We start from the raw sequence: 18,831 nt of genomic DNA on the forward strand, positions 1-18,831 counted from the left end.
TGAATGATGAATCCGCTTTTGCCGGGCAATTGGTTTGCCCTATTGGAAAGGTATGTAGTATCGTCAAGATCCCGACCAGGTTTTAAGGTACACCTGCTGCTGCTATTAGTTCTATGTTTGCAGGTACAGGCTGTCGTTTACGGACAACGTATAACCATTTCCGGGAAAGGACTGCCCGCTCAGGAAATTTTTCAGCAGATCCGGCAGCAGGGCGGCTACCAGGTCATGTATGCTCCCGAATTGCTGAAGAATATAAACGCAATAGATATCAATGTTACAGATGCTTCGGTAAACACCGTATTAGATCATTGCCTCAAAAACACCGGTCTCGTTTATGTGATCACCCATAATACCATTGTGATTAGAAAAGCTGACACACCGGCAGCCGGCCCCGGTACTGTTTCCCGCCGGTTTGCTGTTACCGGGAAGGTAACGGATGAAAGGGGGAATACGCTGGAGCGGGTAAGTATTACAGAAAAAGGTACAACCAACGGTACCTACTCCGGGCCGGCAGGGGAATTTAAACTGGCTGTAAAAGACGACAGCGCAGTACTGGTGTTCCGCTACCTGGGTTACCTGCCCGATGAAATACCGGTAAATGGCCGCAGTTTTATTAGCGTGCAGTTGAAGTCTACAGCACTGAATATTGATTCCTTCGTAGTAACGGGTTTCAATACACGTTTGAAAAAGATCAGCGTAGTAGGAGCTATTACTACCATCAATCCAAAAGAACTGTCGACACCTAGCAGTACGCTGAGCTCTTCCTTTGCTGGCCGCCTGGCAGGGGTGATCGCCACACAGCCTTCCGGAGAACCCGGCACGGGAGCTCAGTTCTGGATCAGAGGCGTATCTACTTATGGAGGAACCGGCGCGCTGATCTTTCTGAATGGCATAGAAATTTCTTCCGGGGATCTCAACAGTATTGATCCCGCCAATATTGAGAACTTCTCCATCCTGAAAGATGCTTCCTCAACCGCATTGTACGGCGCCCGCGGCGCTAATGGCGTAATTCTGATTGAAACAAAACGTGGGCGGGAACTGGAAAAACCACGGATCTCCGCACTGGTGGAAAATACGGTAAAGTCGCCTACCAAGATCGTTAACTTCACCGACGGGGTATCTTATATGAAATTGTACAACGAAGCACTGAAGAATGATAACCCGTTTAATACAGATCGTTATTCACAAGATAAAATTAATGGCACGTTAAAGCAGCTGGATCCATATGTTTATCCTGATGTGGATTGGTATAAGATGCTGTTTAAAAATGTTGCTTTAAGTCAGCATGCCAATATGAACGTACAAGGTGGTGGTAAAATAGCCCGTTACTACCTGGGCCTGGCTTATTACCGGGATGAAGGACTGCTGCGCAACGGGATGATCCGGACTTTTAAGAATAATATAGAGAACAACCGCTATAATTTTGTTAACAACGTTAATGTGAACGTGACCAAAACAACAGAGCTGGAGTTAAATATCAATGCTGATTTTTACCAGAATACGGGGCCGGCTACCTCTGCTTCTGATCTCTTCTCGGAGGTAATGGGCGCCAACGCAGTCGATTTCCCGGCATACTATCCGACTCCGGCCGACAGCAGCAGCCAGGATGCTCATATCTACTTTGGTAACAAAACAGACGGCTTCCTTACAGCCAATACGCGTACTAATCCATATGCGCAAATGGTGACCGGCTATGACCAGAGTGCCGCTTCTACCATACTCAGTACGCTGCGTCTGAATCAGAAACTGGATGCCATTGTACAGGGGCTTAGCTTCAATGCCCTGATCTCACTGAAGAATTATTCTATGAGTTCCATTACCCGAAGATATACGCCCTATTACTATAGCCTGGGCAACTACCGCCAGGATCCCGATGGGAAATATCTCTATAATCTCGACTGGATCAGCGCAGCAGGAGGTTCTACCGCTTTGGCGCAGACTGGTTCCAACAGCGGTAACAGAACCATGTACATACAAACTACTTTGAATTACACTCGTACACTGAATGAGAAACATGAGGTTTCAGGTATGTTGGTATTCCTAAGAAAGGAGTATAATATCAATACCCCTGGTTCAGATATCATCAGTACACTGCCCTCCAGGCAACAGGGATGGGCAGGCCGTTTCGCTTATGGATACGACAGCCGCTATTACATGGAAGTAAATCTCGGATATACAGGCTCGGAAAACTTTGCTGAAGGTCATCGCTACGGGCTTTTCCCCGCGGCTGGAGTTTCTTATGTGCTTTCCAATGAATCCTTTTTTAAGAAGAGTACTGTCCTCGCGCCGCTTACACTGTTGAAAATAAGGTCGTCTTACGGACTGTCCGGCAATGACCAGATCGGTGGCAACCGTTTTCCATACCTGAGCATTGTGAATGTGAATAGCGATGTTAACGGGTATACTACCGGGCTGAATTTTGATAATTATAAGAGCGGTATCCTGATCACCCGCTATCCGAATAACGCAATTCAATGGGAACTGAGTAAAAAGCTGAACATTGGCCTGGATCTGGAAGTTGCCCATGAACTTACGCTTAATATAGATTGGTTCCGGGAAATCAGGAGCCGGATCTACCAGCAAAGGGGAACTATTCCAGCTACAGCAGGGGTTTTCAGCGCCCTTCCTTATTCCAATATTGGAAAGGTATTGAACAGTGGAATAGATGCTACTTTACTGTTTAACCGTTCTGTCAATACGAACCTGCACATTTCATTCAGGGGCACCTTTACCTATGCGCATAACAAGGTATTGCGCTTCGATCAGCCCAATTATGAGCTGCTGGGGCTGGGTAATCTTTCCCAGGTAGGCCAGCCGCTGAATACCAACTGGGGACTGATTGCAGAAAGGCTCTTTATAGATGACAAGGAAGCGGCGGCATTGCCGGTATTCACTACTTCCAAAGCCGGAGATATCATGTATAAAGATCTGAATGGCGATGGACGAATCAACAACAACGATCAAACGGCACTGGGGTATCCTTCCGTGCCGGAAATAGTATATGGGGCAGGGTTTACCATCGAATACAAGAAGGTGGACATTGGCTGCTTCTTTCAGGGAACGGCACACGTATCCAATTTTATCGGAGGGTTCCGGCCATTCGGGCGTAACCAGAATAACGTGTTAGCTGCAATCGCTACTGATCACTGGTCTGAAAGCAATCAGAACCTGTATGCATTCTACCCAAGACTCACAGCCTTGGAAACAGCTCCCAACAATGAGCAGAACTCTACCTGGTGGCTGCGCGATTTCAGCTTCCTTCGCCTGAAACAGGTGGAAGTTGGCTACTGGCCTGCGAAATTCGTCCGGCTATATGCGAGGGGTGTTAACCTGCTGACTTTCTCTAAATTCAAATTGTGGGATCCCGAACAAGGCGGAGGGAACGGATTGATGTATCCTCCGCAGCGCGAATTGAACATAGGCGCTCAGTTCAATCTGTAATCCCGTTAAGTTAAAATATTCATAGATATGCGTAAAACTACTTCAACATACTTACTGGCTGGATGTATGCTGTGTCTTACAGGCATGCTGGCTTCTTGTAAAAAATACCTGGACATCGTTCCTCCCAATACGGCAACGATAGGATCGGCTTTCCAGAACTATAATTCCGCATTGCAGTTTCTTTATTCCCTGTATTCCTACATGCCCCGGGAAAATGCCGGCGAGGGCGCCATCAATGCCTGTGCTACTGATCAGGCGATAATGGTGTGGCAAAATAATTTTGTATCCAGCCTGCTTAGGGGCGAGCAAAGCACTTCCAACCCGCTTTTCAATTACTGGGAAGGCAAGAACTGTACCCCGGCCATCAGCTCCTTTGAAGGGATCCGGCAGTGTTACATCTTCCTGGAAAATGTAGACAAAGTACCGGGCGTATCCGAAAATGAGAAAACCAGGTGGAAAGGCGAAGCTACCTTTCTGGCGGCCTATTATCACTATATCCTGTTACGGCAGTATGGCCCGATACCCATTGTAGAGGGAATATCGGATTTCAATGCCACGAGCGGAGAGGCTATTTATCCCAAACGCCAGACATTCGACTCCTGTGTGAATTACATCGCCCGGAAATTTGACGAAGCAATGGGGATGTTGCCTGTTACGGTTGCACAAAATGAACTGGGAAGAATTACCCGCTATGCTGTAAGAGCGTTGAAGGCACGCATGTACCTTACTGCTGCTTCGCCGCTGTTTAACGGCAACAGCGAGTATTACAGCAACTTCAAAGGAAAAGATGGAGAAGCCATGATAACGCTGGCCTATGATAAAGAGAAGTGGAAACGTGCTGCAGATGCGCTTAAACTGGCCATTGACGAAGCAGAAGCAGCTGGTAAACGCCTGTACCAATTCAGCGATTGCAAGAATCCCGGGAATGCTTTCGAAAAAACACGTCGCGACAGCAGCATCATTGCCACCCGCTTTACCATGGTGGATCCATGGAACATAGAGCTGATCTGGGGCTACTCAGGCAACCCTGAAGGATGGTATGGCTGGCAGCAGAACTGCGCTCCGTTAACCGGTCAATCCTATAACGGGATCGGCCCAAGTCTTAAAACCGTGGAAACGTTCTATACCAGCAACGGGTTACCGATAGATAAAGATCCAACCTGGAACTATCAACGCAGGTATGAAGTAGATGATAACGCTCACACCATAAAACTGCACCTGAACCGGGAGCCCCGCTTTTACGCAGATGTGGCTTATGACAGAGGACTGTATTACATCAACGGCCAGGCAGAGGTGATGAACTTCCGCGCCGGTGAAGCGCATGGATGGCGTTCCGGCTCCACCAACTATTCTCTTACCGGTTACCTTGTACAGAAACCTGTGCACCCGCAAACGGTAGCTACCGATAATAATTTTACGCTCATCAAATATCCGTGGCCGTTAATGCGCCTGGGTGAGCTGTATCTGAGTTATGCAGAAGCCATGAATGAATATTATGACGGGGCACAACAGCACCTTGTGCTCGATTACCTGAACAGGATCAGGACCCGTGCAGGTATTCCTTCCGTGCAGGAAGCCTGGGCACTTACAGGCCACAGCGCCTCCTTCACGCAGGAAGAATTGAGGACTATTATCCGCCAGGAGAGAACCATAGAACTGATGTTTGAAGGCCAGTACTTCTGGGATGTAAGGAGATGGAAACAGGGTGAAACCCTGAGCAAAACAGTTTATGGCCTGAATTACCAGGGAGCAGATGAAAATACGTTCAACAACATAGTACCGGTGATCAACCGTATTTTCAGAACGCCTGTGGATTACCTTTTCCCTATAAGCGTCAATGAACTTAGTAAAAACACCAATCTCGTTCAGAATCCCGGCTGGTGAGTGGGATTATTCTTTAACGCGCTTGAAAATATTTTCGGATATGAAAAACATATATATACTGTTGTGCTGTGTTATCGCTTTTGGAGGTTGCAAAAAAGATAACGATACAGGCACACCGCCTCCGTCAATTACCGGTTTGAAAAGTTGGGCTGGTTATGGAGAAGCATTTTTTACCTGGGTAGGAATAGGCAGTACCCCGGCAGACTCGGTTAATTTCCTGTATACATCTATCAGTTATGAAGATGAAACAGGCGAACAGCATGAGTATAAATTCAGTCGTTATACGGATACCGCCGTTATTACTGGTTTATCCGATAAACCATACATCTTTGCTATTAAAACAGTGGGGCCTAAAGGAGCGGTAACACTGCTGCCCGCCGTGCAACTGACCCCTGATCCGCCGGTATTTATTGCTATTGCGAAAACCCTGAAGATCATAGCCAGTATAGGTGGCGCAAGAGTAACATGGACCAACAATTCCGGTAAAACCGTGAATGTAAATGTGTCTTACACAGATGCCGCTACCAACAAAGTGATAACAAAATCATTTACTTCCAGGGAAAAGGAAGGTGTAGCGTTTATATCCGGTATTACAGCGGGCAGCCCGGTTACACTGGAGGCCACAGTGGCAGATCAGTCTAATACCCCATCCGATCCTGTTACTGCTACCATTACACCGCTCGTGGAAACAAAACTACCCAACAGCGCCTGGACTATTGCAGGATTCAGCAGTCAGGAAGCTGGAGGGGAAGGGCCGGTGAACGGCTATGCCACCGCTGCCATTGACGGAGATATCAACACATTCTGGCATACGCAATGGAACGGCGATGAGCCTCCGTATCCCCACTGGGTCGCGGTTAATATAGGCAAGGAGGTAACGGTTTCAAGGGTTGGATTAGTAAACAGGCAGAATAAAACAGACGGACAAACAGAAATACAGTTAATGGGCAGTATGGATGGCGTTACATGGACCAACCTCGGCACATTTCCGTTTCAGCAGAAAAATGCGGAGCAGTTCTTTACGGTGGCTCCCCAATCCTGGAAGTATATAAAAGTCGTGCTGACAAAGGGCCCATACAACTATGGTTTCCTGGCGGAAATAAATCTGTATGGCGCATAATCGTTTCATTATAAAATAAATAATAACTATGAAGCTGATCAGGTTTTCTTTAACATATTTCGCTCTACTCAGCTGTTGTTTGTTCCTTACCCTGAATAGCTGCAGGAAAAGCAGCGCAGATACCCCTCCCGGAAAAGAAGAAGCAGATACCATAGGTAAAAATACCGGCCCCTATAAACTGAATGTTATCTACTTCCTTCCCCAGGGGCAGGATTCATTGTTGGACTATCAGCGAAGAATGAGCGAAATGCTTTTCTTTTACCAGGACTTCTACAGCAAAGAGATGGAACGTAACGGCTTTGGAGGAAAAACCTTTTCCCTGCAAACAAATGATAACGGAAAGCGTGTAACGCTTACCGTTATCAAGGGAGTGCTCCCTGCCTCGGGATATCCCTACGAAGGAGGTAGCGGCCCTATGATGACGGAAATCAAGGACTACTTCGCGGCACATCCGCAGGAGAAAAAAAGTGATCATTACCTGGTTATTACGCCCGTACCGGATATTGATCATGCAGATGTACCTTACTATGGTGTCGGTAACTGGGCTTTTGTCCTGGATCACAGTCAACTGGATATAAAGAAATATGGGCCGGCAGGAGGCTGGGTATCCGGCAACGCGCATGAACTGGGTCATGGACTGGGATTGCCACATGATAAAGGCCGGAAAAGCGACGCCGCTACATTGGGCAATTCGCTCATGAGCGTATCCGATTTTACCACCGGATCCATGCTTACCAAAGCCGCCTGTGCTATCTTGAATAATTGCCAGTTATTCAATAGCGCCGCGGTAAATGATTACCAACAATACAAGACAGCCTATACAAAAACCCTGCATATCAGCTATGAAAACAACGATATAGTGGTATCAGGAATCTTTTATACAGATAAGCCGGTAAATGGAATTAATTTCTATCAGGATCCGGATGCCAATGCAGATGCATATGATGCTCCCAGCTGGTTTGCCGCACCGATCAATGAAGATAGTTTTTATGTAAGAATGCCGGTGAGTGAGCTATGGGAGCCAGAGGGAGGGTATAAATTGCGGATAGATGCATTGGGGACTAATGGTAGCAGGATGTCTATAGGCATTTATAACTACTCTTTCATTAATCAGCATCCTGTACTGGATCCCGCTATCGGATCAAAACCGGAAATTGCAAGAGCGGGATGGACCATTGCCGACGTTGATTCACAAGAACCCGGTTACCCGGCAGTAAATGTGCTGGATGCAGATCCTTCTACCTACTGGCACACGCAGTATACAGGCGGAGAACCGGTACATCCGCACCAATTGACTATCGATATGCAGCAAGCACATACACTGAATGGTTTGACATTCAGAGACCGCGCAGGCGTATGGCCTGGAATAAAAGAGGTAACCGTATACACCAAAGAAGAAAACGGAACGTGGAAACAGGCAGGAGTATTTACGTTGAGAAAAACAGATCTGTCCCAGTTTATTTCATTCCCTCAGCCATTGCAGGCAAGGTATTTCCGCATTGTAACTGCCAACAGTTATGACGATGGCCGTTCCTGTGCTTTGGCTGAAATAGGCGCCTGGTAAATCGATCTTAAAAGCATCTCGGGCCGGGCGAAAGTAAAGGAAGCAGAAGGCTATTGAATTGAGCGGAACCCGGTGCAAAAAAGGTCCCAATATACTTTTTATCAGTATCGTCCGATTAGAATAAATCAATAAAGCATTAAAAGGTTGTATCAAAAATAATTTTTTGCCCGATTCTATTCAGGTACCCGATGAGGAGAAATTTCGTTTATGCGATTCTCATGCCCATCAAATTACTTTTGATACAACCTTACTAGTAAGACCGTCGTCCGAAATCATTTTGGTACCAACTATAAAAGCCGAATCATCCGATGCTAAAAATACTGCAGCATTTCCGATGTCAGAAGGAAGTCCTTCTCTTGCCTGGGGGCGTAATATCAATCCAAACTTGTTTCACCTGTTCCAACTGTTCCCGCAGTACAATTTTTCCAAAACAGGCGTATCAATAGAGCCCGGCATGCGTATGGGTGAGCAGGAAAAGAAATTTTTGGATTTAATTGCAAATTAATTCTTGAAATAGTGATCAGTAACAACGAAATAATAACATGAAAGCACATAACAATATTGTCCACCATGCAATTGGTTACTTCCGTATTAGCATCAAAGATCAATCTTCCTATACGCTACCTTATCAGGACAAGACCATTCGTGAATACTGCGACCGTAACAATCTTGATCTTATAAATATTTATAAGGACAACGGCGAACATAGCAACCCCTTTGATGGTCCTGGCTGGCAGGCGCTGGAGCGCTTTATCAAGCAACACGAGGGGAAGGTCAGGTTTCTGATAATAATCGACTATAACTGGGTTAGCTGCGATTTGGCAGAAATGCTTTTAAAGATAAAAGAGTTAGAATTAGAATTTGGTGTAAAGATCTTATCCACCAGTGAGCATATTGATACGGATACACAAGATCCTACGACCCTTATGATGCGCGCTTTTAAGCTTATGATGACCAATCACGAATTAATTAATATTCGAAGAAGAACACAAATTGGTATCTGACAGAGTAGTCAGCAGAACTTCTTTTGGATTTAAGAAACCATCTTTCGCCTGCAGACGATATACGTTTTATTAAAATGGATCGGTAAGCTCACTAATCCGGATAAGTTTTTTATTGACGAACTCTTCGATACCCGATTCCGATAACTCGCGTCCGTATCCGGAACGTTTGGTACCACCGAAAGGAAGATCTGCCTGTGTCCAGGTGGGATGGTTGATAAATACCATACCGGTATCTATCTGGTCGGCCACTCTTTTGCCCCGTTCGATATCCTGCGTGAACACGGAACCACCCAAACCAAAGTCAGAGTCATTGGCAAGCGCGATAGCTGCGGCTTCGTCCTTAACCTTATAGAAGGAAGCTACAGGTCCGAACAGTTCTTCATGGTAAGCGGCAATGCCGGGCCTCAGGCCGGTGAGTATAGTAGGTTGCATAAACGCCCCTTCTCTATCACAACGCTTGCCTCCCACTAATACGGTAGCACCCTGTGCAACAGAGCGGGCGACCTGGTCGGCCAGCTGCACGGCAGCGGCTTCACTGCTCAATGGCCCCAATTCCGTTGCAGGATCCATTGGGTCACCTATTTTTACCTGTGTGAACTTTTCTCTGAACTTCCGGAGAAACTCATCAGCTACCAGCTCAACCACAATAATCCGTTTAGAGGCAACACAACATTCCCCGTTATTGTTCAAACGGCCTACCATAGCCCATTCCACAGCTTTATCGATATCAGCGTCTTCCAGCACAATAAAGGCATCATTACCTCCCAATTCCAGCACTGATTTTTTTAAGTACTTGCCAGCTTCCATAGCTATACTGGCACCGGCTTCTTCGCTGCCTGTAAGTGAAACACCTTTGATGCGGTTATCGGCGACTAATGCCGACGCCCTTTTACCGGAAATCATAAGATTGGTATAAACACCTGCGGGAGCATTTGCCTCTTTGAACAAATCTTCAATAGCGATAGCACATTGCGGCACGATAGACGCATGTTTGACCAGCACCACATTACCTACCATAATATTGGGTGCAGCAAAACGGGCCACCTGATAAAAGGGAAAGTTCCAGGGCTCCACTCCTAATAAGACACCGATGGGACTGTAACGGATAAAAGCTTTACCATATTCCGGTTGAAGTGGTTTGTCGGCTAAGAATTGCTCCCCATTGGTGGCGTAATAATCGATAATGTCCGCACTCAGGTCTATTTCGCCGTAAGCCTGTGAAATGAGTTTCCCCATTTCAAGGGTAATCAGGCGAGCCAACCTGTCGCGCTGGCCACGCATCAACGAAGCTACTTTATGCAAAAGGGCGGCACGTTGTTCATAGCTGGCTTTACGCCAGTCTGTATAAGCAGCCACTGCAACAGTTATGGCTTTATCGACAGCGGATTCTGTCATCTCTTCAAATGTCTGCACTACTTTGTTCGTAGCCGGATTAATCGTTTGGATAGACATAATTTTTCAGTTTTCTTTAGATAATTTAGATACTGCATGCAAACCCTAAGGTGTTGCAATCTGTAATACGATACGGCCTTCTATCTCCCCTTTTCTCATTTGATCAAACACGGTATTAATGTCTTCCAGTTTCGCCGCATGAATGGTGGCCTTTACTTTCCCTTCCACTGCAAATGAAATAGCCTCCTGCATATCTTTCCGGGTACCAACAATAGAACCTCTTACTGTATAACGATTGAGTACTGTATCGAAAATGGGCAGATCAAAACTGCCCGGCGGTAATCCGTTCAGCGCGATGGTACCCTTACGGCGCAAGGCAGAAAGGCCTTGTTTAAAAGCGATAGGCGATACAGCTGTTACCAGTACGCCATGCATACCACCTGTTTCCTTTTTCAGGTAAGTGCCCGGATCATCATGCAGGGCATTAACGGTAAGATCTGCACCCAGGTTGCGGGCAAGGGCAAGCTTATCTTCTGATACATCTATTGCTGCTACATGCATCCCCATAGCCTTTGCATATTGTAAAGCCAGATGTCCTAGCCCACCAATACCGGATATAGCCACCCATTCGCCAGGTTTGGTCTCTGTTTCTTTCAACCCTTTATACACAGTAACCCCCGCGCAGGTAATCGGCGCCATTTCCATAAAATTGATACCAGCAGGGAAACGGGCTACATAACGGGCATCGGCAACTACATATTCAGCATAACTTCCGTCAACGCTGTAGCCACCATTCTGTTGAGATTCGCAAAGAGTCTCCCATCCAGTGATGCAATACTCGCAGTAACCGCAGGCACTGAACAGCCAGGGCACACCTACAATATCACCTTCTTTGACATGTTGTACACCTTTACCCAAGGCCACCACGTAACCTACACCTTCGTGTCCGGGTATCAGGGGGAGTTTGGGCTTCACCGGCCAGTCTCCTTCACAGGCATGAAGATCGGTATGACAGACGCCGCTGGTAATTACCTTTACCAAAACCTGGTTTTCGCCTGGTTCTTTCACAGGAACCTCCTCAATTTGTAGCGCTGCACCGAAAGCATGCAGAACGGCGGCTTTCATTGTTTTGGGTATCATCTGTTGTGTATTTAAGTGATAATGATGGATAATTTTTGCATAAAATGCAATAGATTACTGCAAAGAAACACCAGGATAGCCTGGCATTCAATGACAGCCGACAGTTACAGTAATGACGGATATCAGCTTTTCCTGGCTAAGATGCTGCCGAGAAGATTCAACGTAAATATTAATTGCATTCCCTCCTAAAAGGATTTTTTATAGTTAAAGTCCGACACTATTTTTGTTAGTTGAAAATCGAACTCTGCTGGTTGATGGGACTAACATCCACAAAAGATGGTATAACCCTATTAGTAATGTTACAGGATCTTACAGAGTAAATATAAAAGTTTCTATTATTGAAAGTTTAGGGTGGCTATATAATGAATCTGTATTGACCTAGAGACCGTTTTGAATGAATTAATATCGATATTTTCTATTTTGTTATACTGAAGAACGAATTTCATACAGTTCCCGGAATATTAATATCAGTGATGATGAATTGTTAATTTTATCATATATTTAACTGGTATTCAATACCCAAACAGACTATGAAAATAACTATAAACTCTTTGTTTCCCCATTTAACGTTTATTCCGGATGATAAAGATTAAGATGTTTTGCGCCGAAGATGGTGATTCTTTTTTAATACATTTTGGAACAGCGTGTGATTTTAATATTTTAATTGACATGGGTAGAAAACATACCTATACTACCTATATAAAGGATGAACTCATAGCACTGAAAAAAAAAGATCGAAAATTAGATCTTTTGGTTATCACACATATTGATGAAGATCATATTGAAGGTGCAATTCCATTTCTGGAGGAAAACGGAAGCAATAATTCTATAATAGGAATAGAAGAGATATGGCATAATACATACAGACATCTGCAATTCAATAAACACAAATCCCAACATATTTCAAAGGAAGAGAGAGAGGCTTTAAAGCAACTTATTAATCAGAATATAGGTCGAAGAGTACCTGACGGATTGAGCGATATTTCCGTCGGATCGGCTGTATCTTTTGGTAGTCTAATTTTAAAGCACAAGTACAATTGGAATAGCTCGTTCAATGGCCTGGCTGCGAGTGTAGAGAATCAACCCGAACAGTTCCGATTTCCGGTGAAAATGACCTTGTTAACCCCTGGGGTTAAAGAGCTGACGGAGTTAGGAAAGAAGTGGGAGCGAAAACTGGAAAGTATTTTTTATGATTTTCAATTGAGTGAAGAAGAAATATTTGATGATGCATTTGAATATGCACTGAAAAAAGATACGGACGCAAGTACACATTTTTCGGAGATCAGCATTAGCAAAAATAGAACCATAGAGGAATATGCGCGGGAAGAGCGGAAGGATGGATCAAAAGTGAATGCGTCTTCTATAACTTTTATTCTAGAGTATAATGGAAAAAAATTGTTGTTTCTAGGTGACTCTATTCCAGATAATGTGGTTCAAACACTTCGTTCATTGAAAGATGCGGGCAAAAGTCTCGATTTTGACTTAATTAAAATATCGCATCACGGTAGTAGGGCGAATACTTCTTGTGAGTTGATGCAGCTGGTGAATGCGAAGAGATATTTGATCTCTACAAATGGTGTTCGCCATAATCACCCATCAATGGAGACTATTTCAAAAATATTGGTAAAGCCTTCAAAATATCGAAAGGAACTTATTTTTAACTATAGAGTAGAGGTGTTCGAATATTTAGAAAAAACTGATTTACAGTCTAAATATAATTTTACAGTGCGTCATTTGAATGAAATAGAATTGTAATGATCAACAAAATTAAAGACAGTATTTGTTTAGTGCAATGCGGAAATAAGTCCGGGACAGCATTTTTGCTGAATAATAAAACTGCAATTACTGCATATCATGTAATAGCAGATCATGAAGTAGCTTCGATCAATCTTAAGTTTACGTCCATTGGGGAAACATGTGAAGCTGAGTATGTTGTATCTGATGCAAAATATAAACGCCTGGATATTGCATTATTGTCTTTAAAGAAGGGGGTCTCGGTGCAAACTTTTTTAAAGCCTGCCATAAAAAGCCTGGAATTGAAGCAGCAATGGTGTTCAAGGGGATACCCCATAGCAAAGCAGATGCATGGAGAGAACTTTATTTCTAATGATAATATAATCAATCAGATTTTTGATAGCCCTGAAGACAAGTTTGATATTCAACTTGACCTTGGGTTAAAATTTGATAGTTATGAAGGATTATCGGGTGCGCCATTGATTGTTGATGGTCATGCTGTTGGACTGATAAATACTCAGTTGAATCAAAATGGTACTACACGTGAATTGTATGCACTGTCTGTAAGATATTTTGAGGACCTCCTTGTTAATAACGGTATATTAGTTACAAAAATAGCAAATGTGTCGAGCGCAGCAACACAGAATGAACAGGCCAAGGGGGCTGTTCAAAGCGGAGAAAAAAATATCACCATCAATTTATTGCTTATCCGAAGACTGATGGAAGCCATTGGGAAAGCCGATGATAGTGCCAGGGATAGTCTTATGTTAGCGGAACAAGCAGATGTTAACTGGGAAAGACGATGGAAATTTAATTTGAAGGCAAGAGAATTTATTAATAAAAGTTTTTTTGCAATATTTGGTATACCAAAGTTGGTAGCAATAGGTGAGGATGTCCCGTTGATGAAGGATGTCGTAATATTGCGGAAATATTTGGAATGTGCTGCCCTTATAACCAAACGGGTACTTCGTTTCTCTTGTTTTATATTGTTGTCTGAATTGTGGAATGTTAAAGAAGGTAATAATGTTATCTATGCTGAAAATCAGCGGAGGATTTTAACAGGGTTTTTCGATGATGAGTTTAATGCTGAGATAAGTTCAGATTTTGATCTGTTAGAGTCATTACTGAACATTTTTCATTCCAATAATTTGATATACCCTATTGCGGAGTTAGCAGGGTTGAAGGAAAGCGTCAGTAATCAAGATTCATTTTATTGTGCAGTTCAGTATATGCAAAATCTGGATGATCTGGGGAGAGGGCTACCCACCTTTGAATATTGTTGTGAAGTGGAGGATAATCTTAGCATTTTCCTTTCACATTTTTGGTTCCTGGTGAGGTATAATATGGTTTCCGTAAAAGGACTTATGTATGATGAAATGTATAAGTCAGAAAAATATTTTATCCATAGGTATTATCAACTTGTTCCAAATAATAATAGCCAGAAGGGAGATAAAAAGGCGTGTGGAAGCGATGCAATCACAACGGATTCGGTTGTGATTTATGATGAAGATTTTCAAAAAGGAATTAATTTATTCCCATTTCTGATCGATATAAATGCATTTAAGTCCGTGGATCAGTCAAAAATATACTTTTATAACAGGCCTGATGATGGTGGTGATTGCCTGAATTATTCATTTATCGAAGACCCTAATGATATTGAATCAATAATAAGAAATCAGATAGATGTAAGTGTTGGTCTTAATACCATATTGGAAAATATGGAGATGTACCCTAAATACAAGTTGGATAAAGTAAATACACTGTTTCAACTCGCCAGAAATACAATTTTAAGTTAGTTATCAGATCACCTGAAATGAAGAAGTATCCCTTTAAAATATTGGATTCATATACTCAGTCAGACGCAGATATTTATTTTGGACGCGATGAGGAGCAAAAGGAATTGTATGGAATGGTGTTTCAGACTAATATTCTACTAGTCTATGGGCCAGTGGGAACAGGTAAAACAAGTCTGATTCAGTGCGGTCTTGCACAGAAGTTCGATTCATATGACTGGTCCTGCATGTTTATAAGAAGGAATAATAACCTGAATAAGTCCTTTTTACAAGCTGTCAAAGAACAAGTGGAAAAGACGCTTAATGAAGTAGAATGGGAAGAGCAGAAAATAGAGAATGGCCCAATGGGACTTTCCCCATTATTTAAATTACTGTATTTGAGCACATTTAAACCCATCTATCTGATTTTTGATCAGTTTGAAGAATTGTTCATCTTAGGCGACAAAACGGAGGAGGATGAGTTCATTGATTTAGTAAGGCAAACACTGGAAGTGGAAGAGCCAGTAAAAATGATATTTTGCCTGCGTGAGGAATATCTTGGACACCTTGCAAACTTTGAACGAAAAATTCCCGAGATCTTCAAGAAAAAGATCCGGGTGGAACCGATGGGTTTTTTACAGGTGGAGAAAGTTCTAAAAAGTGCTACTTCTCTTCCAAATTCGAGTATAAAGCTGAAAGAAGGAGAGGAAGATGCAATCTGTAATTCCATCTTTAGCGTAATAAAGGGAAATGATAAAGTAATCAGAATTCAGTTACCGTATTTACAGGTTTATCTGCGTAAGTTATATACAGCGTTATTAAAACCGGGAGAGGAAACTACTACCTTGACGCTGCAGGCAATTAAAGATCAGGGTGATCTGGGGGATGTGCTGAGCGATTTCGTTGAAAGTCAGGTGCGTATCCTTGTGAATGAAAAACTTACGGAAAGCGATATCTGGATGATTTTATCGCAATTTGCAACGTTGGAGGGTACCAAAGAACCTATCAGTATGAAAACGCTTTATGAAAAGGTGCCGAAAATCCCCAATGATGTACTTGATTCTACTATTCAGACTTTTGAAAAAAATAAGATCCTACGATATATAGAGGAACGTAGACTATATGAATTTGTACATGATTCGATTGCCCAGAAAGTGGCTGAAAAAAGAGATCGCGATGAGGTGAGTTTTTTGAAGGTGAAGCAATTGATAAAGAATCAGCTATCTAGTTTTAATACCATTCCCGTATACTTTGATGAGCATCAGTTGAACTTTATTGATGGACACATTGAGCTTTTGAATAGCCGTAATTCTTTATTAGAGAAGGAACGTGATTTAATCGCAGATAGTCGGGAAAAAGTCAATTCAGCGAAAAAGGAAATTGAAAAGAAACAATCGGAGGAGTTACGTAAAGTCAGGCGTAATCTGAATTATGTAGTTATTGGTTCTGCAGTGGTACTTATGTTCCTTCTTACTACATGTTATTATTACGTGTCTTTTAGGAATGCAGAAGATAACAGAATACTTCAGACCAGGATTCACGCTGCCAGTGCCCTTAAAGAATCTGGAGATGAATTCTCGCGGCTTGGAAAGCTAAACGATGCTTGTGATAGCTACACTAGAGCATTAGATACATTAAAAGGTACACCCGGGGATCTATTATATGATGAGTTGGTAAAACGTAAAAAAATATGCGAATAAATTTTTGCTTAATACTTTTTGTTGCTTCATTGAATTCTTACGGACAAAAGTGTCCTAAGTATGAGAGGGCCGTTAAAGCAGGGGATGAATTTCTCATCGGGAAAAAATATAAAGAAGCCATAGTCGAGTTTCAGGCTGCACAAATTGCAGCCAGAGAGTGTGGACAACAACCAGATCTTATTGACAGATTTAAAAAGGTTTTTGATGGCCTTGCAAAGTTGAAAGACGAGGCGGATGTTAACAGGCTACTTGCCGAAAAAGCTACCCTTCTCGCAAGAAACCGGCTTTTAAGCGAACAGGTGGAAAAAACCAAAGCTGAGAGATTGAGAGATGTAGCGAAGTCGCAGGCCTATGCAAATGCTGCATATGTATTCTGTGAGAAAGATCCGACGATGGCGATGTCGTTTGCTTTCAGTTCCCTTGAAATTCAACGCAACAGGATGGCATTGATTGCCATGCTGAAGGCTTTTAATATGAATTCCTGGTTTTATAATAAGAGCTGGGACGACTATAAGGATGCTGCTTTATCTTCGGATGGTCGTTATGTGTCGGGGATTACAGCTACTGGAGGTCTGGAAATAGAGGATCTTCATACCGGGAAAAATCAAAAAGTTCAGGTAAGTGGAGATAATATTTTATTCTTGCCCAATAATAATATTTTAGTCTGGTCAAAAACGAAGTACGGAAAGTCATTCGGCACTATAACGTTAATGAACCAGAAGGGGCAACTGATTTCCACGAATGAACTGAAGTTCCTCTATCTGTCAATGGATGAAAAAGGGACAGTCACAATTCCAGCGCTTGATGTCGACGGTAAATTGCAGTTCAATATTCTGAATTCAAATGATGGAAAGTTAACTAAACTGTTCATTCCTGAAGAATACAATAGCTTGTCATTGGTGTACGCAGTCTCCTCTAAATTTGCAATTCTGAGCAATGATTATCCTGGGAATATTTGGGTCGCAGCGAATGGGGCAACAGGGATATTTGTCCCAGCCCCACCAAAGAAACATATTACCAGTATTGATATCAGGGGATTTAAAGCGATATTTTATCTAAGAAGTAGTATCAGGGGTGAGGCAGACGTTGTAGGTGTTTTTAACCTCAATGGAATAAATGCAGGAAGAAAAATGAACTTTTATCCATTAAGGGAAACTTTAGGTAATGACGCTTCTGGTAGCGTGAAGTTTCTTGATGACAATAATATCATTGCCACGTCAACAGATGGATGGTCGAAAATAGTTAATCTGGATTCTAGAGCAACGTATTCAATTGAAGGGCTCAGGCCTGTGGATCAGATAATTTCTGTTGATGGCGACAGTACGTTTGTTTTGGCAAGGAGATCGGGTGAAATTACTATTTATGATTTTAAAGGTATCCCCATCAGTAATTTGCAAAGCACTGAATCTTCTGATGGAATAAATTACGCTTTTTCAAAAGTGATGGTTGATAAAATTGGTCAGCAAGTGTTGACTGTATCCAGGAATAATTCCCGGTTATGGCAACGGCCAAGATATCACCTGAAGTCACGTGGTTCTATATTGGATAAGGATACTAAAGATGTTAATAAGTCTTATTTTACGAAATTTAACTTTAGTGGAATGACAGATTTAGCAATAGTCGAGTCAGACCCGTTATTGACTACTCCTGTTAATAATTTCGGTGAAATATTTTTGCAATTTCATCTGGCCGGTTATACGGATTTATTTAGAGCAAATTTATATACGACTATCGAGAATGTTGTGACATTTGAGCAAGAGGACGATATTACCTACACGATTTTTACCGATAAAAACTATAAACGGAACTTTGTACTTAAACCCGACCTGGTTTTCAGGTTAGTGAAGAAGGAGTTTGAAGATGGAAGAATCTTGGAGATACCAGCTTCCATCAAGTCAAGATGGGTGGAGTCGGATGTGTATATAGATAGTAATGCAAGAAGTAAATTAGTCCATTAATCCCTATCTGAAAAAAACGGTTACAGAGGGAGTGTTAAGATAACTGTGTAAACTGTATATCCTGTTCATAGCTGTAAGTTGCTTTAATGCCTTGCTTACCATTTCCTCTCTAGAATTAATGG

The 18,831-nt window shown here is 42.8% G+C and carries 12 protein-coding genes; 10 read left to right on the top strand and 2 right to left on the bottom strand.

Annotation, left to right across the window (positions count from 1 at the left end; translation table 11 throughout):
- Window positions 1-3: 3 nt before the first annotated feature.
- The 6 genes from ACMXI2_RS18455 to ACMXI2_RS18480 all read left to right on the top strand — a co-directional run bounded on the left by ACMXI2_RS18455 (window position 4) and on the right by ACMXI2_RS18480 (window position 9,013).
- Window positions 4-3,441 (top strand): TonB-dependent receptor, encoded by a 3,438-nt coding sequence (locus tag ACMXI2_RS18455; protein ID WP_483777558.1) that lies wholly within the window; start codon window positions 4-6, stop codon window positions 3,439-3,441.
- A gap of 27 nt (window positions 3,442-3,468) precedes the next feature.
- Window positions 3,469-5,325 carry a RagB/SusD family nutrient uptake outer membrane protein gene (locus ACMXI2_RS18460; protein WP_483777559.1) on the top strand — a complete coding sequence of 619 codons (1,857 nt, stop codon included), beginning with the start codon at window positions 3,469-3,471 and terminating at the stop codon, window positions 5,323-5,325.
- A 40-nt stretch (window positions 5,326-5,365) separates the two neighbouring features.
- Window positions 5,366-6,445, top strand: a complete 1,080-nt coding sequence (locus ACMXI2_RS18465; protein ID WP_483777560.1) for a discoidin domain-containing protein — start codon at window positions 5,366-5,368, stop codon at window positions 6,443-6,445.
- Window positions 6,446-6,473: 28 nt separating this feature from the next.
- The gene (locus ACMXI2_RS18470; RefSeq protein WP_483777561.1) at window positions 6,474-8,009 is read left to right on the top strand and encodes a discoidin domain-containing protein; all 1,536 of its coding nucleotides are present in this window, start codon (window positions 6,474-6,476) and stop codon (window positions 8,007-8,009) included.
- 163 nt (window positions 8,010-8,172) lie between these two features.
- A complete protein-coding gene (locus tag ACMXI2_RS18475; protein ID WP_483777562.1) occupies window positions 8,173-8,514 on the top strand; it encodes a hypothetical protein in 342 nt (113 codons plus the stop codon).
- A gap of 37 nt (window positions 8,515-8,551) precedes the next feature.
- Window positions 8,552-9,013: a recombinase family protein gene (locus ACMXI2_RS18480; RefSeq protein ID WP_483777563.1), complete on the top strand. Its 462-nt coding sequence runs from the start codon at window positions 8,552-8,554 to the stop codon at window positions 9,011-9,013.
- 69 nt (window positions 9,014-9,082) lie between these two features.
- Here ACMXI2_RS18480 and ACMXI2_RS18485 read toward each other — a convergent pair whose 3' ends face one another.
- Window positions 9,083-10,465 (bottom strand): NAD-dependent succinate-semialdehyde dehydrogenase, encoded by a 1,383-nt coding sequence (locus ACMXI2_RS18485; RefSeq protein WP_483777564.1) that lies wholly within the window; start codon window positions 10,463-10,465, stop codon window positions 9,083-9,085.
- 45 nt (window positions 10,466-10,510) lie between these two features.
- A complete protein-coding gene (gene adhP, locus ACMXI2_RS18490; protein WP_483777565.1) occupies window positions 10,511-11,545 on the bottom strand; it encodes an alcohol dehydrogenase AdhP in 1,035 nt (344 codons plus the stop codon).
- A 579-nt stretch (window positions 11,546-12,124) separates the two neighbouring features.
- On the opposite strand from adhP, the gene ACMXI2_RS18495 reads away from it, so the two are divergent.
- The 4 genes from ACMXI2_RS18495 to ACMXI2_RS18510 are packed head-to-tail and all read left to right on the top strand — an operon-like array spanning window position 12,125 to window position 18,709.
- Window positions 12,125-13,300: an MBL fold metallo-hydrolase gene (locus ACMXI2_RS18495; protein WP_483777566.1), complete on the top strand. Its 1,176-nt coding sequence runs from the start codon at window positions 12,125-12,127 to the stop codon at window positions 13,298-13,300.
- Complete coding sequence (locus ACMXI2_RS18500) at window positions 13,300-15,075, top strand: S1 family peptidase (protein WP_483777567.1); 1,776 nt, start codon at window positions 13,300-13,302, stop codon at window positions 15,073-15,075. Before ACMXI2_RS18495 ends, ACMXI2_RS18500 begins: the two co-directional genes overlap by 1 nt.
- Window positions 15,076-15,092: 17 nt before the next feature.
- Window positions 15,093-16,751, top strand: a complete 1,659-nt coding sequence (locus ACMXI2_RS18505) for an nSTAND1 domain-containing NTPase (protein WP_483777568.1) — start codon at window positions 15,093-15,095, stop codon at window positions 16,749-16,751.
- Window positions 16,742-18,709 carry a hypothetical protein gene (locus ACMXI2_RS18510; RefSeq protein ID WP_483777569.1) on the top strand — a complete coding sequence of 656 codons (1,968 nt, stop codon included), beginning with the start codon at window positions 16,742-16,744 and terminating at the stop codon, window positions 18,707-18,709. The genes ACMXI2_RS18505 and ACMXI2_RS18510 overlap by 10 nt, the downstream gene beginning before the upstream one ends.
- The last annotated feature ends 122 nt before the right edge of the window (window positions 18,710-18,831 follow it).

The sequence above is a fragment of the Chitinophaga sp. G7 BAM 1005 genome (assembly GCF_057126945.1).

Bases quoted from the DNA above. Each gene is read 5' to 3' on its own strand.
- ACMXI2_RS18500 (WP_483777567.1), top strand. From the start codon at position 13,300: ATGATCAACAAAATTAAAGACAGTATTTGTTTAGTGCAATGCGGAAAT.
- ACMXI2_RS18460 (WP_483777559.1), top strand. From the start codon at position 3,469: ATGCGTAAAACTACTTCAACATACTTACTGGCTGGATGTATGCTGTGT.
- ACMXI2_RS18465 (WP_483777560.1), top strand. From the start codon at position 5,366: ATGAAAAACATATATATACTGTTGTGCTGTGTTATCGCTTTTGGAGGT.
- ACMXI2_RS18455 (WP_483777558.1), top strand. From the start codon at position 4: ATGATGAATCCGCTTTTGCCGGGCAATTGGTTTGCCCTATTGGAAAGG.
- adhP (WP_483777565.1), bottom strand. From the start codon at position 11,545: ATGATACCCAAAACAATGAAAGCCGCCGTTCTGCATGCTTTCGGTGCA.
- ACMXI2_RS18470 (WP_483777561.1), top strand. From the start codon at position 6,474: ATGAAGCTGATCAGGTTTTCTTTAACATATTTCGCTCTACTCAGCTGT.
- ACMXI2_RS18485 (WP_483777564.1), bottom strand. From the start codon at position 10,465: ATGTCTATCCAAACGATTAATCCGGCTACGAACAAAGTAGTGCAGACA.
- ACMXI2_RS18510 (WP_483777569.1), top strand. From the start codon at position 16,742: ATGCGAATAAATTTTTGCTTAATACTTTTTGTTGCTTCATTGAATTCT.
- ACMXI2_RS18505 (WP_483777568.1), top strand. From the start codon at position 15,093: ATGAAGAAGTATCCCTTTAAAATATTGGATTCATATACTCAGTCAGAC.
- ACMXI2_RS18480 (WP_483777563.1), top strand. From the start codon at position 8,552: ATGAAAGCACATAACAATATTGTCCACCATGCAATTGGTTACTTCCGT.
- ACMXI2_RS18495 (WP_483777566.1), top strand. From the start codon at position 12,125: ATGATAAAGATTAAGATGTTTTGCGCCGAAGATGGTGATTCTTTTTTA.